The organism is Chryseobacterium aurantiacum (genome assembly GCF_003020585.1).
Classification (GTDB): domain Bacteria; phylum Bacteroidota; class Bacteroidia; order Flavobacteriales; family Weeksellaceae; genus Chryseobacterium; species Chryseobacterium aurantiacum.
In genome coordinates, this window is record NZ_PXUE01000004.1 from 260387 (window position 1) to 280936 (window position 20550).

General features: G+C 35.5%; 20 protein-coding genes and 8 tRNA genes. 3 read left to right on the forward strand and 25 right to left on the reverse strand.

What is annotated here, in order from left to right:
- Nucleotides 1–63: 63 nt before the first annotated feature.
- From C7D53_RS15505 to C7D53_RS15590, 21 genes are all read right to left on the reverse strand, one after another.
- Complete coding sequence (locus C7D53_RS15505; RefSeq protein WP_162926197.1) at nucleotides 64–1077, reverse strand: RNA ligase, Rnl2 family; 1014 nt, start codon at nucleotides 1075–1077, stop codon at nucleotides 64–66.
- Between the two features lie 4 nt (nucleotides 1078–1081).
- The gene (locus tag C7D53_RS15510; protein ID WP_106917337.1) at nucleotides 1082–1645 is read right to left on the reverse strand and encodes a DinB family protein; all 564 of its coding nucleotides are present in this window, start codon (nucleotides 1643–1645) and stop codon (nucleotides 1082–1084) included.
- Nucleotides 1645–2016, reverse strand: a complete 372-nt coding sequence (locus C7D53_RS15515; RefSeq protein ID WP_106917338.1) for a cyclic-phosphate processing receiver domain-containing protein — start codon at nucleotides 2014–2016, stop codon at nucleotides 1645–1647. The genes C7D53_RS15510 and C7D53_RS15515 overlap by 1 nt, the downstream gene beginning before the upstream one ends.
- 29 nt (nucleotides 2017–2045) lie before the next feature.
- On the reverse strand, nucleotides 2046–2831 hold the full coding sequence (locus tag C7D53_RS15520) for a hypothetical protein (protein ID WP_106917339.1): 786 nt from the start codon (nucleotides 2829–2831) through the stop codon (nucleotides 2046–2048).
- 71 nt (nucleotides 2832–2902) lie between these two features.
- A complete protein-coding gene (locus tag C7D53_RS15525; protein ID WP_106917340.1) occupies nucleotides 2903–3388 on the reverse strand; it encodes a ribonuclease H-like YkuK family protein in 486 nt (161 codons plus the stop codon).
- 79 nt (nucleotides 3389–3467) lie between these two features.
- A tRNA-Phe gene (locus tag C7D53_RS15530) sits at nucleotides 3468–3540 on the reverse strand.
- Nucleotides 3541–3558: 18 nt separating this feature from the next.
- Nucleotides 3559–3634 (reverse strand) — tRNA-Leu (locus tag C7D53_RS15535).
- Nucleotides 3635–3860: 226 nt separating this feature from the next.
- Nucleotides 3861–3932 (reverse strand) — tRNA-Glu (locus C7D53_RS15540).
- 82 nt (nucleotides 3933–4014) lie between these two features.
- Nucleotides 4015–4101, reverse strand: a tRNA-Tyr gene (locus C7D53_RS15545).
- Between the two features lie 146 nt (nucleotides 4102–4247).
- Nucleotides 4248–4329 (reverse strand) — tRNA-Cys (locus C7D53_RS20975).
- A 249-nt stretch (nucleotides 4330–4578) separates the two neighbouring features.
- Nucleotides 4579–4650: transfer RNA gene (locus C7D53_RS20980), tRNA-Pro, on the reverse strand.
- A gap of 67 nt (nucleotides 4651–4717) precedes the next feature.
- Nucleotides 4718–4789 (reverse strand) — tRNA-Asp (locus C7D53_RS20985).
- A 10-nt stretch (nucleotides 4790–4799) separates the two neighbouring features.
- A tRNA-Arg gene (locus C7D53_RS15550) sits at nucleotides 4800–4873 on the reverse strand.
- A gap of 569 nt (nucleotides 4874–5442) precedes the next feature.
- Complete coding sequence (locus C7D53_RS15555) at nucleotides 5443–5571, reverse strand: penicillin-binding protein (RefSeq protein WP_076356269.1); 129 nt, start codon at nucleotides 5569–5571, stop codon at nucleotides 5443–5445.
- 151 nt (nucleotides 5572–5722) lie between these two features.
- Nucleotides 5723–6745, reverse strand: a complete 1023-nt coding sequence (locus C7D53_RS15560; RefSeq protein ID WP_228422378.1) for a tetratricopeptide repeat protein — start codon at nucleotides 6743–6745, stop codon at nucleotides 5723–5725.
- Nucleotides 6735–8435 carry a hypothetical protein gene (locus C7D53_RS15565; RefSeq protein ID WP_106917342.1) on the reverse strand — a complete coding sequence of 567 codons (1701 nt, stop codon included), beginning with the start codon at nucleotides 8433–8435 and terminating at the stop codon, nucleotides 6735–6737. The genes C7D53_RS15560 and C7D53_RS15565 overlap by 11 nt, the downstream gene beginning before the upstream one ends.
- Nucleotides 8425–10803, reverse strand: a complete 2379-nt coding sequence (locus tag C7D53_RS15570) for a hypothetical protein (protein ID WP_106917343.1) — start codon at nucleotides 10801–10803, stop codon at nucleotides 8425–8427. The genes C7D53_RS15565 and C7D53_RS15570 overlap by 11 nt, the downstream gene beginning before the upstream one ends.
- Nucleotides 10794–11537 carry a hypothetical protein gene (locus tag C7D53_RS15575; protein WP_106917344.1) on the reverse strand — a complete coding sequence of 248 codons (744 nt, stop codon included), beginning with the start codon at nucleotides 11535–11537 and terminating at the stop codon, nucleotides 10794–10796. Before C7D53_RS15575 ends, C7D53_RS15570 begins: the two co-directional genes overlap by 10 nt.
- Nucleotides 11510–12679, reverse strand: a complete 1170-nt coding sequence (locus C7D53_RS15580) for an AAA family ATPase (protein WP_228422380.1) — start codon at nucleotides 12677–12679, stop codon at nucleotides 11510–11512. The genes C7D53_RS15575 and C7D53_RS15580 overlap by 28 nt, the downstream gene beginning before the upstream one ends.
- On the reverse strand, nucleotides 12643–13290 hold the full coding sequence (locus C7D53_RS15585; protein WP_228422382.1) for a hypothetical protein: 648 nt from the start codon (nucleotides 13288–13290) through the stop codon (nucleotides 12643–12645). The genes C7D53_RS15580 and C7D53_RS15585 overlap by 37 nt, the downstream gene beginning before the upstream one ends.
- A gap of 375 nt (nucleotides 13291–13665) precedes the next feature.
- Nucleotides 13666–14055, reverse strand: a complete 390-nt coding sequence (locus C7D53_RS15590; protein ID WP_106917346.1) for a VOC family protein — start codon at nucleotides 14053–14055, stop codon at nucleotides 13666–13668.
- Nucleotides 14056–14333: 278 nt separating this feature from the next.
- On the opposite strand from C7D53_RS15590, the gene deoD reads away from it, so the two are divergent.
- Complete coding sequence (deoD, locus tag C7D53_RS15595) at nucleotides 14334–15044, forward strand: purine-nucleoside phosphorylase (protein WP_106917347.1); 711 nt, start codon at nucleotides 14334–14336, stop codon at nucleotides 15042–15044.
- Between the two features lie 109 nt (nucleotides 15045–15153).
- Here deoD and C7D53_RS15600 read toward each other — a convergent pair whose 3' ends face one another.
- The 4 genes from C7D53_RS15600 to C7D53_RS15615 all read right to left on the reverse strand — a co-directional run bounded on the left by C7D53_RS15600 (nucleotide 15154) and on the right by C7D53_RS15615 (nucleotide 18520).
- A complete protein-coding gene (locus tag C7D53_RS15600) occupies nucleotides 15154–15939 on the reverse strand; it encodes a TatD family hydrolase (protein ID WP_106917348.1) in 786 nt (261 codons plus the stop codon).
- 23 nt (nucleotides 15940–15962) lie between these two features.
- Nucleotides 15963–17006, reverse strand: coding sequence for a hypothetical protein (locus tag C7D53_RS15605; protein ID WP_106917349.1), 1044 nt, complete (start codon nucleotides 17004–17006; stop codon nucleotides 15963–15965).
- 147 nt (nucleotides 17007–17153) lie between these two features.
- A complete protein-coding gene (locus C7D53_RS15610; RefSeq protein WP_106917350.1) occupies nucleotides 17154–17804 on the reverse strand; it encodes a hypothetical protein in 651 nt (216 codons plus the stop codon).
- Between the two features lie 2 nt (nucleotides 17805–17806).
- Nucleotides 17807–18520, reverse strand: a complete 714-nt coding sequence (locus C7D53_RS15615) for a DUF434 domain-containing protein (RefSeq protein ID WP_106917351.1) — start codon at nucleotides 18518–18520, stop codon at nucleotides 17807–17809.
- Between the two features lie 180 nt (nucleotides 18521–18700).
- Here C7D53_RS15615 and C7D53_RS15620 point away from each other — a divergent pair, with 180 nt between their 5' ends.
- Together C7D53_RS15620 and C7D53_RS20990 are read left to right on the forward strand one after the other, a co-directional pair.
- Nucleotides 18701–19570, forward strand: coding sequence for a hypothetical protein (locus tag C7D53_RS15620; RefSeq protein WP_228422384.1), 870 nt, complete (start codon nucleotides 18701–18703; stop codon nucleotides 19568–19570).
- Nucleotides 19571–19687: 117 nt separating this feature from the next.
- The gene (locus C7D53_RS20990) at nucleotides 19688–20548 is read left to right on the forward strand and encodes a DUF4822 domain-containing protein (RefSeq protein ID WP_162926198.1); all 861 of its coding nucleotides are present in this window, start codon (nucleotides 19688–19690) and stop codon (nucleotides 20546–20548) included.
- The last annotated feature ends 2 nt before the right edge of the window (nucleotides 20549–20550 follow it).

Genomic DNA, 20550 nt, shown 5'->3' on the forward strand with positions numbered 1-20550 from the left:
TTTCATGGTGAATTTTATGGTTGAATTTACACGTAAAAAAGTTTCGATAATGAATTACCGAAACTAAACTTTAAGAGTCATTAACTCTTCTTTTGTAAAATCTATAACTAAAGTATTCAACTTTTTATTGATCCTTTTCTGTTCTTCTTTTTCTATTGTAGTGAAAACTGATGGAAAATCTTTTTCAAAATCCTCTAAAATATCCTGTGCAAAAAGGCCAATAATCTTCCCAATCATTTTGGGTTCGAATTCACCAATTTTGCTTACAACATTATTTAAGCGGTTTGCAGTTGCATATTTTTGGATTTCTTCCCAAATATTTTGAGCTTTGTCTCCAAAAACAATCTGTTTATGAACTGTTTTCCCTTGTTTTCTAACCATTTTAGATTTTTCGATCCACTTTTCATTCTTATTTTTCAGAATGACTCTTGCACCGTTCCCAAAATATTTGGTTTTCAAAGTCTTTATAATGGTTCCTTCACACATATTATTCAATTCTGGTAACCCCAACCAAGCCGGAATTTTGGAATTGAAAACATTCGGAAACCTCAACGCTTCTTCTAAAGTCCCTTGAAATAATGTTTTAGCATAGAAAAAACCAGTTTTTTCGAAAATATCATTAACGGTATCTGTATCCAAGTACGTAACTCCATTCAACTTAATGTCGAATGCGTAGAATTCATTATAAGGGGCATATTCAATACCCTTTTGTACTCTTACAGCACCTTTTACCGGTTCTACTTCTTTGTGGTTGTAGCCGCCACCGAATAATTCACCGTAGATAACTACCGTTTCTACATTCGGGTACATTGTTTTCACTTTTTGAAACACATCAATTACGTTTTTCTTGTAGCGTTCCAAGATATGGTGTGCATTGTAGAATCTTTCATCATTTCCAATAAAAGCCGTTCTCTTCGCGATCTTAATTTCCTTTCCATCGGTAAAGAAAGAGAAATTAGCCCCGTGAACTTTTTCCTGCACGATGAAAACCTCATCCCCAAAACCCTGCAATCTGATCTGATCGATCATGCGGGCTTGGTAAGCATTTTCTATAGAGTTATATGTTTTGAAAATCATTTTTTTAGTTTTTAATTGTTTCTGATTCATTGTTCCTCATCTGAGTAAGGTGTCTTAGTGCATGAAGTGAGAGAAAATAGATGTATTCGTATACATTGATTTTCCCCAATTCATTTACTGTCATTGTGGTTTTATAAAGAACTCCTTCCCCATTTTTCATCAAATCCAAATAGCTTATACATTGATGATATTGCTGAGATATCAAGTTTTTGATTTCTTCTAAACTTAGCTGTCCTTTTGGCTCCATATGGACTGGTCTGATCCACTCAAAAGCACCATACTCTCCTATTTTTTCAAAATTTTCTTTATCAAAACTGTAATTCTTTATTTCAGCTTCCAAATCAGAATTCATGGAGTTTCGCATTGCTTTTTTTGTACCTTTTTCAATCAGGATCAATAGGTAAAAGTTTGTAAGATAAATGTGCTCTAAAATCTGATGAATAGTCCAGCCTCCGTTTGAAGGCTGAAAACTCAACGTTTCACTATCTTTTTCAAACCACCTATCCACTTCATCAAAACTAAACTTAAGATGGCTTTTAATATCTCGAATTAATCTAAAAATGTCCATTACAATTTTTTAAAGTTTTTTAAAAGGCTTTCAATATTCTTTTTCCCTACTGGGTTCATGGAATGGCAGTAGAACTTTGGAAGGTCTAAATAGTTATCCATACAGTATTCTACCAGCCATTTTGCACAATCGTAGCCTGTTTTTTCAATAAATTCCTGAGAATCCGGTTTTAGATAATGCATATCGGCAAGGTCATGGTCAAAAGAGATCATTTCAGGAAGTCCTTTTTCCAAAATTCTGTTGACAAATTGCTCGTAGTTCCGAACTATATGCCAATCCTTCTTTAGGAAAACATCTTGTTTGGTATAATGATAAGCCTCAATCGGATATCGTATATCATCCAGAAACAATAATCTTTTCGTTATTTCCATTGCCTTATTTTTTGATCATTAAGCTTTATCTAATTTTCATGGATCCACTCCACAACAGTTTCAAGAAAATGTAATCTTACTTCTTCAAATCTTGTGATATTGGGGATGTGATTAATTTCCAGTAAATGCCTGGTTCCATCTTTTTGAACGATATAATCATTAGCAATGACATCCATTCCAATTTTATCTTTCAACATTAAGGTATCCTGTAAAAGTTCTGCATCAATTTCTGTAAACTGGGCATTATCCGGATGAATGGATTTTAACCATGTTTCTCCTTCAAGTTTAATCTGCCAGGATTTTTCACCAATGTTTAAAATTCTTATGGCTTCACCCTCAAAATAAGGTTCCAGAACACTATCTTCTGTACTTTCCCAGCTTCCTGTAAACTTATGTTTGTTTTCTCCACAATGCCAGTTTCCCCATTTGGCCACCAGCTCATAGTTTGTATTTATATAAGTATTTGCAGAGATAAATCCTCTTTGGGAGTTAAATTTTGAGAACTTCATTGCCTTAACCAGACAAGGAATTTTCAATCTGCATTCAAGCATTCCGTAAGCGTTTGGAAAACATGGGCCATTCCATAAGGCTAATCCTGAAATAAAGTCCAGATCATCCTCGAAAATCCCGTGATAAACGAGCTTATCAACCGGAAGCATTCCTACTCCCTGAGCTTTTTCGACATATAGTATTCCGTCAATTACTTTTATCTTGGGAATGGATTGATGCCAGATCATGAGCCCCTCGTAATGTTGTCTTATATATTCATATTCCTGTTCGTGTAAACCGATAACGGCTATTCTATTATGAGTCATGCTGTTAGTTTTTAATTGAAAAAGTAAATATTCAATATTTTAATTACTTTTTATAGTTATTAATTAGAAAATTAAACCATCATATCAGCACAGTTGGAGCTGGCGAAAGCAAAGGGTTTTGCCTTAAACACATATCCCATTCCCAAAATATATCCCATAGCATCTCCTAATGCTGCATTGGACTTGAAGTCTGGGTCTGTATTAATGTCTGCGTGTACCTCCATTTCCACACCATAGGTATCCAACACAGAGCAGATGGCGTATGCAATTTCAACGGATTTGTTGACTTCATTCAGCATTCGCTCCTTGATACTGATACTCTGTATTTCTCTTTCTTTTCTAATAAAGGTAAACGCTCCTTTTCCCTCACGAATAAACACTACTGCCGTAGCATAATTGATGGCTTCCCCGTATACGTGGGAGTCTGATCCCACACATACCTTCAGACGGTGTCCGTTTGCCTGTTCGCGAATGATGGCTTCTTCTACCAGCTGTGTGATAGAGTGTTGGAAAATTTTTCCATTCATATTCTGCCATGTTTGTTGTTGCGTTTCCATTTTTTCTACATATTTATAATTGATATTGATTTCTAAGTGGTTATTTTCTAACCTCTACGTTTCTACTTTCTATTTTTAGCGGAACAGACAGGAATTGAACCTGTACCTCTAGTTTTTCAGACTAGCGTGCAGACCTTCTACACCACTCTTCCCTGTTATAATTGATACTTTGGTACGGGAAGAGGGATTCGAACCCCCAAAAGCTTGATCCTAAATCAAGAGTGTATACCATTCCACCATTCCCGCAGTTTTATGAGTCATTTTACCTTGTACTCATTTTTATGATAAAGTAGGTTTGAGAAAGCTCTGTCTACTATAAACTATGCTTGCTTTTGTTTGTAAAGATCTTCTGCGCTCGACAAATCTTTCTCTTTTCCTATTTTGTTGTGAATGATGACTGGCCAATGTATTTTCAAATTTGAACTTTCATGGTTATAATCAATTCAATATTGACCAGTTCATTCACATCCTGTACTCTATAAGGGAATCGAACCCTTATTTTCTGCTCGAAAGGCAGGCGTCCTGACCGTTAGACGAATAGAGCCTTTAAAAACCAACTGACTAGGAATCGAACCTAAACAACAAGAGTATATTTCCTGCATGCTGCCATTACATTATCAGTGGTTTGGTGGAAGTAGTAGGATTCGAACCTACTCAGCAATGAAGCAACAGATTTACAGTCTGCCCCGACTCTCCAACTTCGGCGTACTTCCAATTTTCAGGAATAATAAGTAATGAATACTTTTTCCTAATTTTTCTTTGGAGGAAATAAAGTTTGTCTTCATTTTTTGATACAAGAACTTCTACGCTCGACAAACTTTTATTTTTTCTCCTGAACTAATCTCATTTTAGTTATTTGAGATGGCTATGGGATTCAAACCCACTCAGCTTAAGCAACGGTTTTGCAGACCGCCCCGACTCTTCCACTTCGGCGAACCATCATTTTTATTTAGTTTTCATTAAAAAAATAAAGCCTGTCCTAATTTTTTGTTTGATATAAGAACTTCTGCGCTCGACAAACTTTATTTTACCTAAAATTTTATAAATGATATTTTTTAATTCTAATTGTTCTTTACTGAGATAAGAAAAAGCTTGTCTGTATTTTCGTGTTTTGGCGTAAAGATCTTCTGCTCTCGACAAACTTTTACTTTTCTCCTGAAACAATTAACTATTCATTCATTTGCATTTTGTCTGGAAAGCAAGATTCGAACTTGCGACCTCCCGCGTCCAAGACGGGTAAACAACCACCGTTATCTTTCCAGTTTTGCAGATTCACTTCAATATTCTTTTCCGAGAGACAGTCGGAGCTGAAATTTCCATGAATCTTTGCGGTCTATGCGAGAATCGAACTCGCAGTGCCCAAGAGACAGTCGGGCAGGTTAGCCATTACCTCAATAGACCTTATATGTTGTGATTCCGAGAGGATTCGAACCTCTAACCCTGGGTTTAGAAAACCCATGCTCTATCCGGTTGAGCTACGGAACCATAAAAAAAGCGCCTCTTTTTGGGAGGCGCTTGGTATATTTTGACGTGAAAGATCATTAACTGACCCACGTATATAAGCACCTTCTATCCACAATTCTGCTATCATAAACACACACAGCTCCTGCCGGCTCTTGTCCGAATAGTTCTGGGTATTGATTAAATATGTTAGGCAATTGTTTCATTTTATTTTTGTTTTGTCTTTAAATTATTTTTGTTGAATCCTGAAAACCTGTTGCTTTCAATTTTCGGTTGCAAAGTAAATATGAATTTTCGAAACTCACAAATAAATCATCAAATTAAATTATTGAAAATCAGATAGTTACTTCTAGTTTTTAGAGTAAACAATTTCTGTCCGCAATATTTTGCGGATATCTTAAATACCTAAATGACTGTCTCTCATCGGGTTGCTTATCACTCTATTTTATCGTATTAAAGTTTCATTGTTAATTAAAAAATTTTCATGTTTATGGTTATTTTTTTTCATTCTAAATAATTTCTGACCTAAAAAACAAAAAACGCCTCGAAAAATCGAGGCGTTTTTGTAGTATTTTGATTAATTTTTTACGAGTTTACAGTAAATAATTTCCAAAGTCAGCACATTTCGCCTCATTCCATATCATCAAATCATATCCGAATAACCCCAGTTTTGATGGGCTTTCGCATAGTTCTGCATTGATATGTGCTCTTTGTATTGTCATAATTTTCTGGCGCAAAGATATGAAAAAATGTTTTTCACTCAATTATTCTTCACCAACAAGGGGAATAGTTTACCTTTAAAACTACTTTGATAAAGCAGAAACTGAAGATTCAAATCGTTCTCATTTTAAGGTTGAACAACAATTCTGAGTTTTAATTTCTAAACATTTTATTACGTCCTGTTTTAAATCTCGAAATATCTTTCAGAATCACCTCATCATCAGGATTAAAATATTTCAATTCATTTATAATTTCTGAGCGGGTTCCTACTTTTTCAGCTATGATCTCATAGGCTATATTTCTGGTAGTGGCATGTAGTTTCGGATCTTTTTTAAATTCATGTTTTAGAGCATCAAGATAGATGATCTTTTTGTAGGCCGGAGTTTTTGCATACAGATCCTGTATTTCTGTTTCCAGTTTTTTGATATCAAAAATATTGGCAAAATAGTTATTCAGGCAGTTGAATACATCTTTGTCTTCTTCCCAACCTTTTAGCAATATCTTTTGCGCTTCGTCTGTTTTTTCCATTTTTTTACGATAGACGAGGGAAGCCTTTACCATCTGTTTATTGGTTGTATAATCATCTGCAACCATTTGGTAATAGGCATGGGCATTTTTAGGATCATTGATTTCTTTATAAAGATCTCCTACTTTTTCTTTCTGCTCCATTTCCTTGTAAAGATCTATTGCTTTTTTGTATTGCTTTGCTTTTTCATAGCAGGTAGCGGCATCAGATTTATTTTTTAATTTTTTAAGGTATACTGCAGCTGCTTCGTTATAAAACCCTCCATTTTCTAATGTTTTTGCACCTCTGTAATTGTCCTGAAGCAGGTTCATATAGACTTTTGCTGCTTTTTTATAATCTTTTTCTGCTATGTATTTTTCAGCAAGCTCTTCGTATTTACTTCTGATCCTGTCAAACAATGAAGTTTCCAGGTAGAAATTTCCTCCGGCGGCTCCTTTCTTTCCGGATTTCCGCTCGTTTTGTTCTTTATCTTTCAATGTGACAATTACCATAAGAATTATAAAGGCTACAATCAGAAAAATAATTAAAGTTCCGACAACACTCCAGAAGCTTTCATGGAAAAGCTGAGCAACAATTCCGATGATCTTGAACATGGCCAACAGCACAAAGGCAGCCATAAATTTGTCTATAAATTTCTGTTTATTCATCATCTTCGGAATTTAAAATGGTTTTGTCGTCCCGAAATAAACGGTAGAGAAGTAAGATCACACAAAATACGAGAATCCATACAAACCAGTTGTATCCAAACATCTTTACTAAAGGATAGAACAGATATACCAGCATGGCTACAAGTATTGCTGTCAAAAGGAATTTTACCCAAGTAGGTACATTATCTCCTCCAAGATTCAGAGATTTATTTTTAAATAGGAAAGAGTATAGTCCTACTGCTGCAATCATCAGAATCACCATGTACAGAATATCTGAAATAGGGGTATCTTTCTTCAATTGACTATCCCCTGACTCAATTCCCTTTACTTTTGAATCTTTTATGGGTGATGGCGGCTGCATATCTGCAAGATCAAGAGTTCCGTAAAGTTTTCCTAAAGAGTCTTCCATCAATACCTGTTTTTTCTTTAAAAGGTATTTTACAACATCCCCGTTTACAGGTTTTCCTTTGGTATATTGTTTAAGAGAGTCTGAAATTTTACGTTTCAGGTTTTCGCTTCTTTTTTCAATATGTTGGGTTATTTTCTTTTTATAAATTGTTTTGAGGGAATCCCTGCTTTGTTGTTCCTTACTATTCAGTTTTTGAATATCATGTCCTATTTCACTTACATTTCTCCCTCCTTTCTTTTTATATTCCTCTTTTGCCTTTTCTGTTTGCCCCTCCAGCATTCCTGCATTAAGAAGCTCGTTGGACAGCCCTTTTCTTTTCTGTTGGTAAATGGAATCAATTTTCTGATCTATTTCAGTGATCCCCGACTGAAAGGCTATCATATCTGAGGGTGCTTTTACAGCATCAGTTACAATTTTTCCTGAGGACGTAACATTTTCTTCTTGTTCAGATTCTTTTTTATCTGATGGGAGCGCTATTTTTAAGACAATAGCGATTACAATAACAGCCCAGAATATTCTACGGAAATTTCGGGTACCTCTACTTTCCTGCTTATCGCCAGAGCTTCCACCGAACAATCCTTCCAACCAGGTAAATTTTCCAGATCCATCGCCTCTTGAGATCCCCATAATATCTAAAGGAACTCCTAATTCTACAGCTCTTTCGGGATATTTCTCAATGTATTTTAAATATTTTTCAATCTCTTTTTTGTTTCCTGCCATTACTTTTTTCATATCAAAAGGCAGGTTATTCATCCATTCTTCTTCGGTTTGAGGTTTTTGTAATGCTTCAAGCATTTTCTCATCATCCATTTCAACCGTATAGCTTTCTATCTGCTGAGGAATTGCAACCCCATTCTGTGGTTTTCTGACGGTTTCATTAGTGTTTCCCGGCTCCAGAATTAATGCAGTCCAATCTATTTGTTCTGATAGTTTTACCAATCCAAACTCAGGATGCATAATAAGAAAATCTGAAGTTATCTGCTCCCAGTCTTCGGGATTTATTTTCGGGTAAAATATGGTGTTTTCAGGAATAAAAAATTTATTATCCACACATTGAAAATAAGTATTCTTACCAATTTCCTGTGGGGCATGGTCCTTAAAAATAAGAAAGCATCCGTACAATACATTGGGAAGATCTGCGGGAACAGCATAGGATTTTACATTCCCAAGAATGATGCCAAGCGTTTCCATTTCCTGAAGCCATATCGCAGGTGAAGAGCCTTTGATTAAAAGCCCTCTTTTAGGGTAATTATTTTTTGGGAAAGGTTTAATTCTAAGCTCCATAATCCAAAATCTGATCTATAAATGGTCTTAAGTATTGGGAATACATTTCTTCCATCGTTCTTACTTTCAGCAACGTGTGTTCGGGAAGATAATATTCTGGTCCACTAAATTCTGTATAGGTAGCAAGGGAAAGAAAACCATATGAAGTAGCCGGCATATAAAATTCTTCTATTCCTTTGTTGCTGCTCCTAAAAGTTAGCATACCCCTGAAATCTGCAATAACTTCACTGCCATCGGGAAAGGTAAATTTATTTTTGTTCTGCTCTGCAAAAATTTTTATTTGAAATCTGTTTTTATACAAGCTCAAAGTATTATCATATACACTGCTTATTTCACAACCTGAAAAAACAAGATTTCTTTGATTGTTAATTCCTATTTTATTAAAACTGTTGATAATTTTCAGTCCGGTTTGGCTCAACTTAGCGACTTCTGCTTCTGCTTTTGTATTGTTTTTTTCTATTTCTTTATCTTTTCCGGAAATTGTTTCAATGGAGATATTTCCCTCAATATTTATTTTGTATAATAACGGATTGGCAAATTGATGAAGATAAAAGTTCTTCCCAAAATAGATCAGTTCGTAAGAATCCGGAATATTTAATCCGGTAACATTTTGCTCAGAATATTCTTTAGTATTCAAATTGAGCTTAGATACTAATTTTTTAGCCGGCTGGTACTGGCAAAGTATAAAATGTTGCTGCTTATTTTTCGCTAAAGCAAACTTTCCAGTGGGCTTTATAGAGATATTTTCAAACAAAATTTCACAACCATGATAGGTTTTATAATATTCGTAATAGTGTCTGTCATAATAATTATCTGAAAGGTAGGTTTTCAGCAATTGTTTTTTTGAGCTTAGTATAAAAAACTCACCTTCATATAGAAACTGGGCAATTTTTTTAACGGGTGTTGGGTACAAAATCGGGTAATTCAATGGAAGTTCTGTTTTCTTCCCATCCAAATTAATTCCTGCTGTTTTTTGTTGTGGCGGATTTGCCCACAATTCCTGAAGAGGAAGTTTTATTTTCTGAATATGTTTTCTTGTTCCTTTATGATGTTTATAAAAATTGATTTCTCCCTCTGAGCTGGTGGTCACCACAAATTTAAGTCTGTCTCTGTTCTGATGAATGACTTTTTGAACTTTCTCATCTGCTATATTTTCCTCATGGGTAATGAAGAATACTTCTATATCTTTCTCAGTATGCTCTTCAATAAAAAATTTCTCCAAAGCTTCTGAGGCTTCCAGAATTGGACTCACCTGATTAAGGTTCTCAACAACATCTTCTACTTTATTCAGGGAAATGGAAACCCCGGCCTGCCCCAATGCAAAAACCCGGCATTCAGAATGTGCTTTTGGATGCTTGATCACGGCAATAGCTGATGCAAATGCTAATACTTTTGGTGTTCCCCAGTTTCTAAGGGAAGTATCAATCAGAATTATTCTTTCGAAGATATTTTCTTCAGGGGGTATCTCTCTTTGAACGTACAATGCTTCATTATTGGCTACCCTATTCATGAATACCTCATCTTCATTGGCAAATTCCGACAAAAGCATTCTGTTAAAATCTCCTTTGTTGGTCATATCAGAAATTCCTCCTATAGGCTGTTCTCCAGGAGAGAGGTGTCGCATCGGGATCTTCAGTCCGCTCCAAATTCTTTTGATAAGACTTCCTACCTGAAATGTCTTTGGTTCTTCTATGAGTTCCCTGATAAAATCTTTGTTTGTATCTGCACTTGCTTCTTCCTGTACAACCTCATCATCCAGTTCCGGTTCTTCCATAAACCCTTTCATTGCATCAATAATAGATTGCATGGTTGGAAACCTTTCGTTGAGATTCATGGCTGCCAAATCTTTATTCAGAATAGAAGGCCCTGCATGCTGTTTATCTGCACTAAAGGCGAGCTCTTGTGGACGTTTATAATAAACTTTCAAAATTGCCTCGGCAGTTGTGGAAGATGTTCTGTTGTGTACATTTTTAAACAAAGTCTGCAAGAGAATAATCTTATTCTGTTTTTGTTTGTAGATGGGAGGAAGAGCTTTTATTTTTTCTAGGAATTCAATTTCTTTTTCAGCATTGAATTCAAAGTTTCCAACACTATAAAGTTTTGTGGTATATCTTAAGGGATCTGCAAAGTTGATATATCCATCCTGCATGGCATATAAAACCATCATCAAAGCTCCAAACGGAGGTAATCCCTGAGGTTGAAGTTCTTTTAAAATCTCAATAATATATGGCCTATAGGCAATAGCTCCCACTCCTGGTACGGAAATGAGATTGTTATCGTTATATCCGGAATCTCCGGGAATATCTTCATCGGTTTTCCATTCCCAGAAATAGTTTTCATAGGACTGGAAATAGGCCTTTAGTTCCATTCTCTTGATTTTTCGGTGAGACGGAATGAGCTTACGGACAAATCCCGAAAATAAGTTTCTTTAAGTGAAATATAATTTCCCTTTTCATCCCATAGAAGCCACCCGTCTGATTCTTTATTATATTTTTCCTGTAAAGGTATACTCAGGTTTTTAAATTCAAAATCAAGACCGGACGGCAATAAATGGTTGTCTTTTAGCCAATAGGTTTTTCCTGGCAGGCTTAATAGGGGTGTTCCGAAAAAAAGAGCTTTCTCCCCTATCACAATCCATTTTATTTTTTCCAGTCTGAATTTGGGTACTGTTGCAATGCGGTCTTTAATATCTGACAGGTTACACAGCAAAGCAACTACCGGATGTTCTTCTTCACTTTCCTTTAATCTAATCTTAACTTTTTCATTAATACCGAAATAGTTATTGTTAGAAATCGGAAAATTGAGGCGTAATGCTTTATTGATAGACATCCAAAGCAAAGCCGTTGTCATTTTTCTGCTAGGAACCAATGCTCCTTTTTTAAATAAAAGACCATCGCGCAGCTCATACAGCAGAAAATTTGGTAATTGATGTATTTCCGAGGAAACCGCCTGTTCATCGGTAAACCCTTTGAGCCATATCGTTTCATCATCCACCGCAATCTGAACATTCTTCCAATCTCTTACAGATCCAAGAGCGTCTTCATCTTTCCGGGGAATTTCTGCCCAAAATTCCTTTATATTGTTTGAAGAATTTTCTGCCATAAGCTTTCAATTTCCTGCTGAATATATTGTTTTTGTTCAGGATTTCTGATCCAGTCGCAGCGTGTTTGTAAGTATCTTAGTTTATCCTTGATCACATTTTGCTCTTCAAAGCTCAATGATCCCCCATTCCATTTATCCACAAGAATCTTCACATCCTTCATTACCTCTTCCGGATTAGGTGTTTTATTCTGCATGGCCTGAGGGTGAGACTTTGGGTGATCGTCTTTCTCTATGATTCTATTGATGATTCCTTCAAGAATTTCTATTTGTTCTTCTGTATCCCAGATATGTTTTAAGACCCAAAGGTCAGAAAGAACGGCTTCGTTTCTTCCACAGATTAGGGCACTTGCAGCAATAATATTCTGAAGCTTCACTGCTCTACGGTCTGAAATAGCAATTCCTGTATTCCGTAAACTCATGATGGTGTTCAGGTAAACTTCATAGATGGGTCTAAGATCTACTGTTCTGCATAGATTTTGCAGTTCTCTTATTTCATTGGCATGTATCTCAGGAATCTCTGTTTCTTCCTCGTTTTCTATTTTTCTTCCTGCTAAAAGAACTTGCTGTAATAATTCAGGATTAACATAATCTACATTAATTCTCACGAGAAAACGGTCAAATAATGCATTCAATGCTTCATCTTCAGGAAGAACATTACTTGCTCCCACAAACATTAAAGCCGGCAGATGTTTTGTTTCTTTTCCTCTTTTGAAAATCTTTTCGTTCAATGCCATCAGCAAGGAGTTCAGTATAGCAGAATTGGCGTTGAAGATCTCATCCAGAAAAACCAAGGAGGCTTCCGGCATCATACCTTCCGTATTGGTCAGAAGTTCTCCTTCTTTTAATTTTCTGATGTCAAACGGACCAAAAATCTCATTGGGTTCTGTAAAACGGGTTAGTAAATATTCAAAATTCCTTCCATCTTTTACTGTTTTTGACAGTGTTCTTACAATGGCTGATTTTGCAGTTCCCGGAGGACCATACAAAAAGGCATTTTCTCTTGCCAAAAGACAGATTCCCAATAGGTCTACTACATCATTTTTACCTACGAAAGTATTTTTTACGTAGTTGAGAACGGTATTGAGTTTATTGATATTCTGAGTCATTAATTTTCTTCGGTTATTATTTTTAATTCTCTCCAAAATGCATCTTTATGCATTCCGAATTCTGCAATAAGCAGTTTATTGATAAACGGAATTTCCGCCAGTCTGTAATCTTTTTTGTCAACAATTCTTTCCAGATATAATTTCCGGTAGGTGCTGTCTTTTAATTCTTCTTCCCAGTTCACTCGTTTCAGGTCAAGATCATATCCTATTCCTGAGTAATGGAAGTCTGTGAGGATATCTTCAAGAAGCGCAATCAGAGCATCTTCGGGATCTATAGAGTTCAAAGCAATAAGTACTTCGGGTAAAAACCTTAATGATAAATCTGCTGACAATAGGGAGGAAATGCCTCTTGTCCCTTTGAACCCAGGGATGAGGTCTTCAAGACTTCTTGCGGTGTTTTCTCTTATGAGGTATAGCTGAGCGCTATGATAAAGCACTTTCGCCGCCCAAACTGCTGCTGTTTTATCACAAACTAATTGATCAGATAAAAACTCAAGTCTTTCTTTTTCAAATTCTGTTTCAAAATAATCACCCGCCTCTGTCTCTTCTTTTGGAGAGATCTCCTGCAAGGTTGAGAAAAGGGTAATACATTCATTCTTTCTGAGTAGAAAGATCGTATCCAAAAACGGTGATTTGGGTTCCATCATCTAACAAAAATAAAACTATTTCGTTTAGAATAAAATTTTAATTTAGAGTTTGATATTAAATACTTAATCTCTTAGTTTTAAAAGCCGTTTAAACTTTTTTATTAAACCACAAAGGATATACAAAAGCTTTTTAAACACTTAAGCTATTTAAGTGATATACTTTGTGTACAAGGAAGGACACTCAAGTTTTGTTGAAAATCAAAGATTTTCATCTTATGTGAACTTAATTGTGCAGTATTTCCTTACACTTTCTAAAGTGTTAAAAAAAATAAAACCTTTTGTGACTTTTGAGGTTAAGTTTAAACAGACTTTTAAAATAAAAAAACCTTAAAGCAAGAAGTCTCTAAGGTTTTGAAAGGGTCTCTTTATATTGTTTTAGGCAACAATTTCAATGATGTTATTTTCCGGATCCAGGATTACGCTTTCGTAGTAGCCGTCTCCTGTGGTACGTGGTTCTCCTGCCACTGTATATCCGTCTTTTCTTAAAGTCTCTGTAATCTCGTTCACTTTTTCTTTACTGCCTGCGGAAAATGCCAGATGTATGATTCCCAACTGCTGGAACTGGTAGGAGTTTTCACTTTTTCTAAGGTCTGGTTTGGTCATTATTTCTATTCTGCAGCTATTGTCAAAGCTTAAAAAATAGGATTCAAAGTTTTTAACAGGATTATGGTATTTTTCATTGGAAATGGCTCCAAAATACTTTTGATAAAATTCTCTGGAAACTTCAAGATCTTTCACCCAAATAGCGATATGTTCTATTTTCATTTTTTTTATTTTAATAACATTGAATGCAGCAAAATTAGCTGGTCACATCGCGTGATACCTGCTCTGTATTATTCTATTCTTGTTCTGTATTGGCTATATTCAGTTTTGACTTTACAGAATATGACATTTTCAACATACTTCATATACAATCACGTTTAAAGCATTTATTGATAATATTTTATGCATTCCATCAAACTGAAATTGCACAGTTGTTTCCATCCCTGCAATGATATGATCAATATAAAAGTTATTATATTTGTGCCAGTCAAAATAAAATTATGAGTATTCACATCAGTGCAAAAAAAGGAGAAATTGCCAAAGTAGTATTGCAGCCGGGGGATCCGCTTCGTGCACAGTATATTGCTGAAAATTATTTAGAAAATGCAAAACTGGTAAGCAAAACCAGAGGAATATTTTATTATACAGGACTTTACAAAGGTAAGGAGATCACTGTAGGTGCTAGTGGAATGGGTTTCCCAAGTATCGGAATTTATTCTTTTGAGTTATTTACAGAGTATGAAGTAGATACAATCATCAGAATCGGAACTTGTGGAGCGTACAATACTGATCTTAAGCTTTTTGATATTTTAAATATTGAAAACGCTGCCAGCGAAAGTACTTATGCTAAGTATGCATGGGGAATTGAAGATGAAATTCTTCCTCACCAGGGAAATATTTTCAATACCATCAATGAAACTTCCAATGAGCTATCATTAAATGCTAAGGCAATCAATATCCACAGTAGTGATATTTTCTACAGAAAAGATCCTAACACTCCTGAGATTGCTACAAAATATAACTGCCCTGCAGTAGAAATGGAAGCTTTCGGATTATTTGCCAATGCTCAACATTTAGGTAAAAATGCAGCTACTATCCTTACGGTAACTGACATTATCCCAACTCATGAGAAAATCTCTGCTGACGAGAGAGAAACGGCCCTGAAACCAATGATGGAACTGGCTTTAGAATCAGCAATTAAGAGTTTATAAGAAAATAAAAGGGAGAAAAAGCGATTTGCGTATTGACCTCTCACTTTTCAATAATATGTTAGCATTTTGCTATAAAAAAAGAGCTTTACTTTACCAGTAGAGCTCTTTTTTATAGCTTGAAAAAATTTCTGGCCACTTCTGTGGTCTCATCTGCAACCTCAGAAATACTCATTTTCTTCAGGTGGGCAATGGTTTGTGCTACATAGGGCAAAAATGAGGGTTCATTCCGTCTGTTCTGCATTCTTGGCATGTTCTTCGGGAGCATGAAAGGAGCATCTGTCTCAATCATCATTCTGTCTAGAGGGACATATTTAATAACATCTTCCAAATGTTTAAATCTTTTTTCATCACTGATGGCTCCGGTAAATCCTAAGTAAAAGCCTTTATCCAAGTATATTTTTGCTTCATCCAATGTTCCGGTAAAGCAGTGAACAACAGCTTTCGGAAGACTAGAAAGATATTCATCGGTAATGTCATTAAATCTTTTAAAAGCTGATCTTTCATGAAGAAAAAGAGGCTTATCTACTTCCATTGCTAATTCTAACTGTGCTTTATAACATTTTTCCTGTATGGGCCTTGGCGAAAAGTCTCGATCAAAATCAAGCCCGCATTCTCCAACAGAAATTACATGATCTTGTTTCAGTAGTTTTCTCAACTCGTTGATGCTTTCATGATGAAAAGACTTGGCGTCATGAGGATGAATTCCTGCTGTTGAAAATAAGATATCAGGATATTCTTCTGCAATTTCAGCAGACTCCTTACTTCCACGAACACTTGTTCCTGTAAGAATCATATGGTCTACCCCATTGTCGAGGGCTCGGTTGATAATTTCTTCGTGTTCATTATAGAACTGTTTATTGGTCAGGTTAATGCCAATATCAATGTATGTATTCATTGTTTTTAATTTGTTTATAAATATTATTTTTTCCTGGTTACAATATCCCAGTTTTCTTCTTGTTTTGGATTATTATTTTCAGTCATGACCAGTCGAAAGCTGAGTTCTCCTTTATTTTTATGAGTAAAAATATAGAATGAAAGATTTCCTAAAGTAGTAGATTCTTCAGAGGGCTGATGCGTAAGATAATAGTTCTGAATTATCGAAAGATCTTTCTGAACACTTGTATTTTTAACCAAAAAGCTCAGAAACTGTTTTCTCTTTTCTTCAATAGATTTCTGGTTTATATCTTTTATTTTATAGTTTCCTTCAAAAATAATCTCCAGATTGTCACATCCCGAAAGCTCCGCAGAAGCTTCAAAACCGTCTGATGTGTATTTGTCCTCAACTGTTTCCGTGTAATTATGTCTTTCTATACTTCTTCGATGTTCAGTAGCGGAATTGAAGATCTTTTTATTTTTCCATTTTGCCAGGGCACAGCTCGTGAGATAGGATTCTTCGTAAACGTTTCCATCCTTGTAGACAAAGGAGAGTTCTGTAGATTCCAGACTGTCTATAGGTTTATTATAGGAACGGTAGTTTTGCATTGCTGAAGCTTTCAACTTTCCGCCTTCATAGGATAATCCGTCCACAACATTGTATGAAAAGGGAGCAGATGCCTGTATTTCATGTCTTTGAATAATTTTATGATCTTTTCCGGTGATGATATATAGAATTTCTGAGTTGGTATTAGCATTTCCTGCCAACATGCCCTCTGAGTTCCTTTCCACAATATAATCCATGATCCCATCATTATTAAAATCATCGGAAGCTATTTTCTGATAGGCTACCGTATATGGATTATCATCATTTTTGAAAGAAACGGTGTAATTTTTATAGTCTATTTCTTCAGGCTTTTCTTTGCCCACTTCTTCATCCAGCAGAACTTTAAGAATATCAAAATTTTCTTGCGGTGTAACCTCATCGGTTTTTACAACTGCTATTGAATCCTTTTTATCAATGGTTTTCTTATCTTCTTTTCCTTTACATGAAAACAGAACCAAAGCGGAAAGTAAAATATATTTCATAGGATGTGATTGGGTTTTATAAAGCGTAAGTTAAATTATTTTCAATTAACGCTGAAGAATTTATAGGGATCTTGCCCTGTTGATCTTAGTAATTTTTAATGGTCGCAAAGTTATGGACTAATCGCGCAATCTTTTTACGTAGTAAAATTATTCATTGATAAATTTTTCCAGAAAGCCAATCAGTTTTTTTCCTCCATGACTCCAGCGGATTCCATGTCCTTTCTTTTCCCTTACTTCAAAAACAAGACCGTGTTTATAATGAAAGAAGACGTTCCACCATGTTTTATTTTCAAGAATATAATGGATTTTCTGCATTACTTTCTCCTGCTTTTGTTGATTATTTCCTTTGACTTCACCCCAGAAATGATCATCCATTCTTCCGTGATGTTTTTCCCATGCTCGTTGGGCAATCGTAATTTCATTGTTAAAAGGTTCCTTACAGGCATCCATTAATACATTATGAAGAGGAGGAATTGCATTTTCATCACGAATGCTCGCTGAAGTAAGCCTTTGTCCCAAAACAATAAGCCAGTCTTCAAACGGAATGGCTTGCAGGTGTTGTGCTTTAACTTCATCAGAATCTGTACTCCCGAGGATATTGATCAGCTTATTGAAGCTATCGGATCTGTTTATTTTTATTTCTTCGTTAAAATAGGGCAAGTCCCATTCTAAAGCATCATTTTTATACTTCCTTATGTTATCTTCTAAGCTTTTCAGATGTTCATCTTCTAAAATACCCTGATATTTCTCTTTCCACGATTCGGAAATCAAGGGAATATATTTTCTAAATAAACTCATTTTTATAGGGTTTTGATCAGATTAACGGGTAGTTTTTCTTCTTCAACCAAATACTCAATCAAATTGAACCATTCTTTGCAATGATCTAATATCCATGCGTCTGATGAAATGATTGTTTCTGAACTTTCTGCCAGAAATTTGTCTGGATTATATTGTAACTCAGCTTCCCAATTAAAATTATTTTCCACGGCAAAATCAAGAATAATCTGTTTAATTCTTCCACTGTTGGAAACGGGCTGATCAAAAACCCAAACCAATTTCTGCACTAGATTTTTTTGAAAGAATCCTGCAATAAATTCTATTGCTTTTAAAGTTTGGTTCACCCTTTTATAAGTACCATGAACTCCGGAAAGATCGCGAAAACACCCATCAGCACCCTCAAAAATATAGGCCTCAGACAATAAGCTTTCTAATAAAATCAGGACATTGAAGCCATCAAGATAAATGGTTTTACCCTTTAGATCAGAAGTTCTTAATTGTTTGAGTTTTCTGTCCTTAATTTGTATATCTGAAGCTGAGGCTCCCCTTAAAGCCTGTATCTGTCTTGTTTTTAATCTATACCTATTTCCTACAAGCTCGGAAGATGCCTTTTCTGCATATCCCTTTGTTAACAAATACTGCATATCCTGAACTGCCAGTTTCAGCTTGCTGATCTGTTTTTCTGAACCGAATAAATTGTCGTCACCTGTATTTTTTCCGCGGTTTCTGTTATTCATACTCAAAAATAGAGTTTTGTTATGAAGTGGAGATTAATTTTAGCCATAAAAATACGAGTTAAAGAAGTTCATTTAAAATCTATTTCTTTTCGGTTTGAATAGTATCTATTTTGGAAAATTTTCATCCAAAACTTCGATAAATAATGATCGTTTATTGTACTTTTAAGAAAAATGTACAGAATGATGAAGATTCAAAATCAAGTTTCGATTTTCTTACTGTTACTTTCTTTCGGATTATGTTGTATGGGTTGTGAAAACAAGGGTAAAGAAAGATCTCCAAGTAAGGCTGGCTTATCTGGAAATTCAGCAAAGGAAAAACTAAAGAATATTAACAACTTTAATAAGGATACAAAAACGATTCATGTTCTTGTAGCTTTGTGCGACAATAAATATCAGGGAATTGTTCCTGTTCCTGAAAAAATAGGAAATGGCCAGGATCCCGATCAAAATTTGTATTGGGGAGCAGGCTATGGAGTTCGTACTTATTTCAAAAAAAGTAAGGACTGGAAATTTTTAAAATCTGAAAAAAAGGATTCAATAAGGATGGAAAGGCTTGTTTTTCAACATGTCACCCAAAAGAACTATTATCTGGTGGCTGATGCCTATGACGGACGGTATATCGAAAACTGTACAAAGGATTTTTTCTATAGCAGCTCGGGGCAAATGAAAGATGTTCTTCGGATTAATAATACAAGGATTGGCATTTACGGAAATTCAAGTCTGGTTTCTTATATAGGACATGATGGATTGATGGATTTTCAGTTGTCGGAATCTTTTAAAAATACGGATGAAAAAAAACGGGACTGCATTATTCTGGCCTGTTACAGTAAAAAATTCTTCTCTCCTTTGTTAAAGGAAACCAAAGCCAATCCATTGGTATGGACCAGTCACCTTATGGCTCCGGAAGCCTATATTCTTCATGATGCATTAGCCGGATACGTCCATAATGAATCGGCGGAACAAATTAGAAGCAGGGCTGCATTGGCCTATTCCAAATATCAGAAATGCAGTGAGAAAGCGGCTAGAAATCTACTGATAACGGGGTGGTAATATCATTTTATCTATATTGTCTACTGTCTGTTATATATTTTACAACAAAAGAGATATTTTGTACAACGCATTTATATTTATTCGGGATAAGTTTGCAAAGACTTAAAAAATACCCTTATGAATACACTGAAAAAACTATGTTATCTGTCTGCAGCAGTTCTTTTATCTGCTTCTTTCATATCATGCTCTAATGATGATGATACTGAAATTGTTGTTGAACAGCAGACTCCCTCACAGGTTCTGTCTTCTACTCCATGGGAAACTACCGGAGCCAAGGACAAAAACGGTAATAATGTAGCATTAGCTGATGCCAGTGTAGCTGGTTATGTAGGTTTTGCTTACTTCAAAGCAGACGGAAAGTTTGCTATTTACAGCCTAACGGATGTATTAAGGTCCAGAGGAACATGGTCTGTAGATCCTCAGGGAAAAACAAGAACCATTGCAGCGTTGAATCCGGATGGATCTACCATTTTCAGCCGTGATGTTGAGATTCTGGTTTTAAACAAAAATGAATTCACTTACAGAATTCGTCCTAATGCCGCTGATCCGTCTATTTATTATGACATTATCCATACGAAGACTTCTCATGCTGAACCAAGTAACGGGCAGCTTACATTGGCTTCTACTCCATGGGAGACTACGGGAGCTAAGGATAAAAGCGGAAATAGCGTTGCTCTAAATGATGCCAGTGTGGCCGGTTATGTAGGATATTCTTACTTTAAAGCCAATGGTACTTTTAAAATCTTCGGATTAAACGATGTATTGAGATCCCAGGGAACATGGTCTATTTCTCCTGATGGAAAGAAAAGAACCCTTGTTGGTTTAGATAATAATGGGAATGTTACTTTCACCCGTGTTGTGGATATTCTTCTTCTGAACGAAACTACGTTTACCTACAGAATTACTCCTGATGCAACAAATCCGGCAGTATTTTACGACATCATCCATACTAAGGTAAGTCATAACGAGCCTCAGTAGTG

What these genes read in the sequence shown, in the direction of transcription:
- C7D53_RS15555 (WP_076356269.1), bottom strand. Translation starts at nt 5,571, where the DNA reads ATGACAATACAAAGAGCACATATCAATGCAGAACTATGCGAAAGCCCA.
- C7D53_RS15570 (WP_106917343.1), bottom strand. Translation starts at nt 10,803, where the DNA reads ATGGAACTAAAGGCCTATTTCCAGTCCTATGAAAACTATTTCTGGGAA.
- C7D53_RS15620 (WP_228422384.1), top strand. Translation starts at nt 18,701, where the DNA reads ATGATGAAGATTCAAAATCAAGTTTCGATTTTCTTACTGTTACTTTCT.
- C7D53_RS15575 (WP_106917344.1), bottom strand. Translation starts at nt 11,537, where the DNA reads ATGGCAGAAAATTCTTCAAACAATATAAAGGAATTTTGGGCAGAAATT.
- C7D53_RS15590 (WP_106917346.1), bottom strand. Translation starts at nt 14,055, where the DNA reads ATGAAAATAGAACATATCGCTATTTGGGTGAAAGATCTTGAAGTTTCC.
- C7D53_RS15585 (WP_228422382.1), bottom strand. Translation starts at nt 13,290, where the DNA reads ATGATGGAACCCAAATCACCGTTTTTGGATACGATCTTTCTACTCAGA.
- deoD (WP_106917347.1), top strand. Translation starts at nt 14,334, where the DNA reads ATGAGTATTCACATCAGTGCAAAAAAAGGAGAAATTGCCAAAGTAGTA.
- C7D53_RS15605 (WP_106917349.1), bottom strand. Translation starts at nt 17,006, where the DNA reads ATGAAATATATTTTACTTTCCGCTTTGGTTCTGTTTTCATGTAAAGGA.
- C7D53_RS15565 (WP_106917342.1), bottom strand. Translation starts at nt 8,435, where the DNA reads ATGGAGCTTAGAATTAAACCTTTCCCAAAAAATAATTACCCTAAAAGA.
- C7D53_RS15515 (WP_106917338.1), bottom strand. Translation starts at nt 2,016, where the DNA reads ATGGAAATAACGAAAAGATTATTGTTTCTGGATGATATACGATATCCG.
- C7D53_RS20990 (WP_162926198.1), top strand. Translation starts at nt 19,688, where the DNA reads ATGAATACACTGAAAAAACTATGTTATCTGTCTGCAGCAGTTCTTTTA.
- C7D53_RS15610 (WP_106917350.1), bottom strand. Translation starts at nt 17,804, where the DNA reads ATGAGTTTATTTAGAAAATATATTCCCTTGATTTCCGAATCGTGGAAA.
- C7D53_RS15520 (WP_106917339.1), bottom strand. Translation starts at nt 2,831, where the DNA reads ATGACTCATAATAGAATAGCCGTTATCGGTTTACACGAACAGGAATAT.
- C7D53_RS15615 (WP_106917351.1), bottom strand. Translation starts at nt 18,520, where the DNA reads ATGAATAACAGAAACCGCGGAAAAAATACAGGTGACGACAATTTATTC.
- C7D53_RS15600 (WP_106917348.1), bottom strand. Translation starts at nt 15,939, where the DNA reads ATGAATACATACATTGATATTGGCATTAACCTGACCAATAAACAGTTC.
- C7D53_RS15560 (WP_228422378.1), bottom strand. Translation starts at nt 6,745, where the DNA reads ATGATGAATAAACAGAAATTTATAGACAAATTTATGGCTGCCTTTGTG.
- C7D53_RS15525 (WP_106917340.1), bottom strand. Translation starts at nt 3,388, where the DNA reads ATGGAAACGCAACAACAAACATGGCAGAATATGAATGGAAAAATTTTC.
- C7D53_RS15510 (WP_106917337.1), bottom strand. Translation starts at nt 1,645, where the DNA reads ATGGACATTTTTAGATTAATTCGAGATATTAAAAGCCATCTTAAGTTT.
- C7D53_RS15505 (WP_162926197.1), bottom strand. Translation starts at nt 1,077, where the DNA reads ATGATTTTCAAAACATATAACTCTATAGAAAATGCTTACCAAGCCCGC.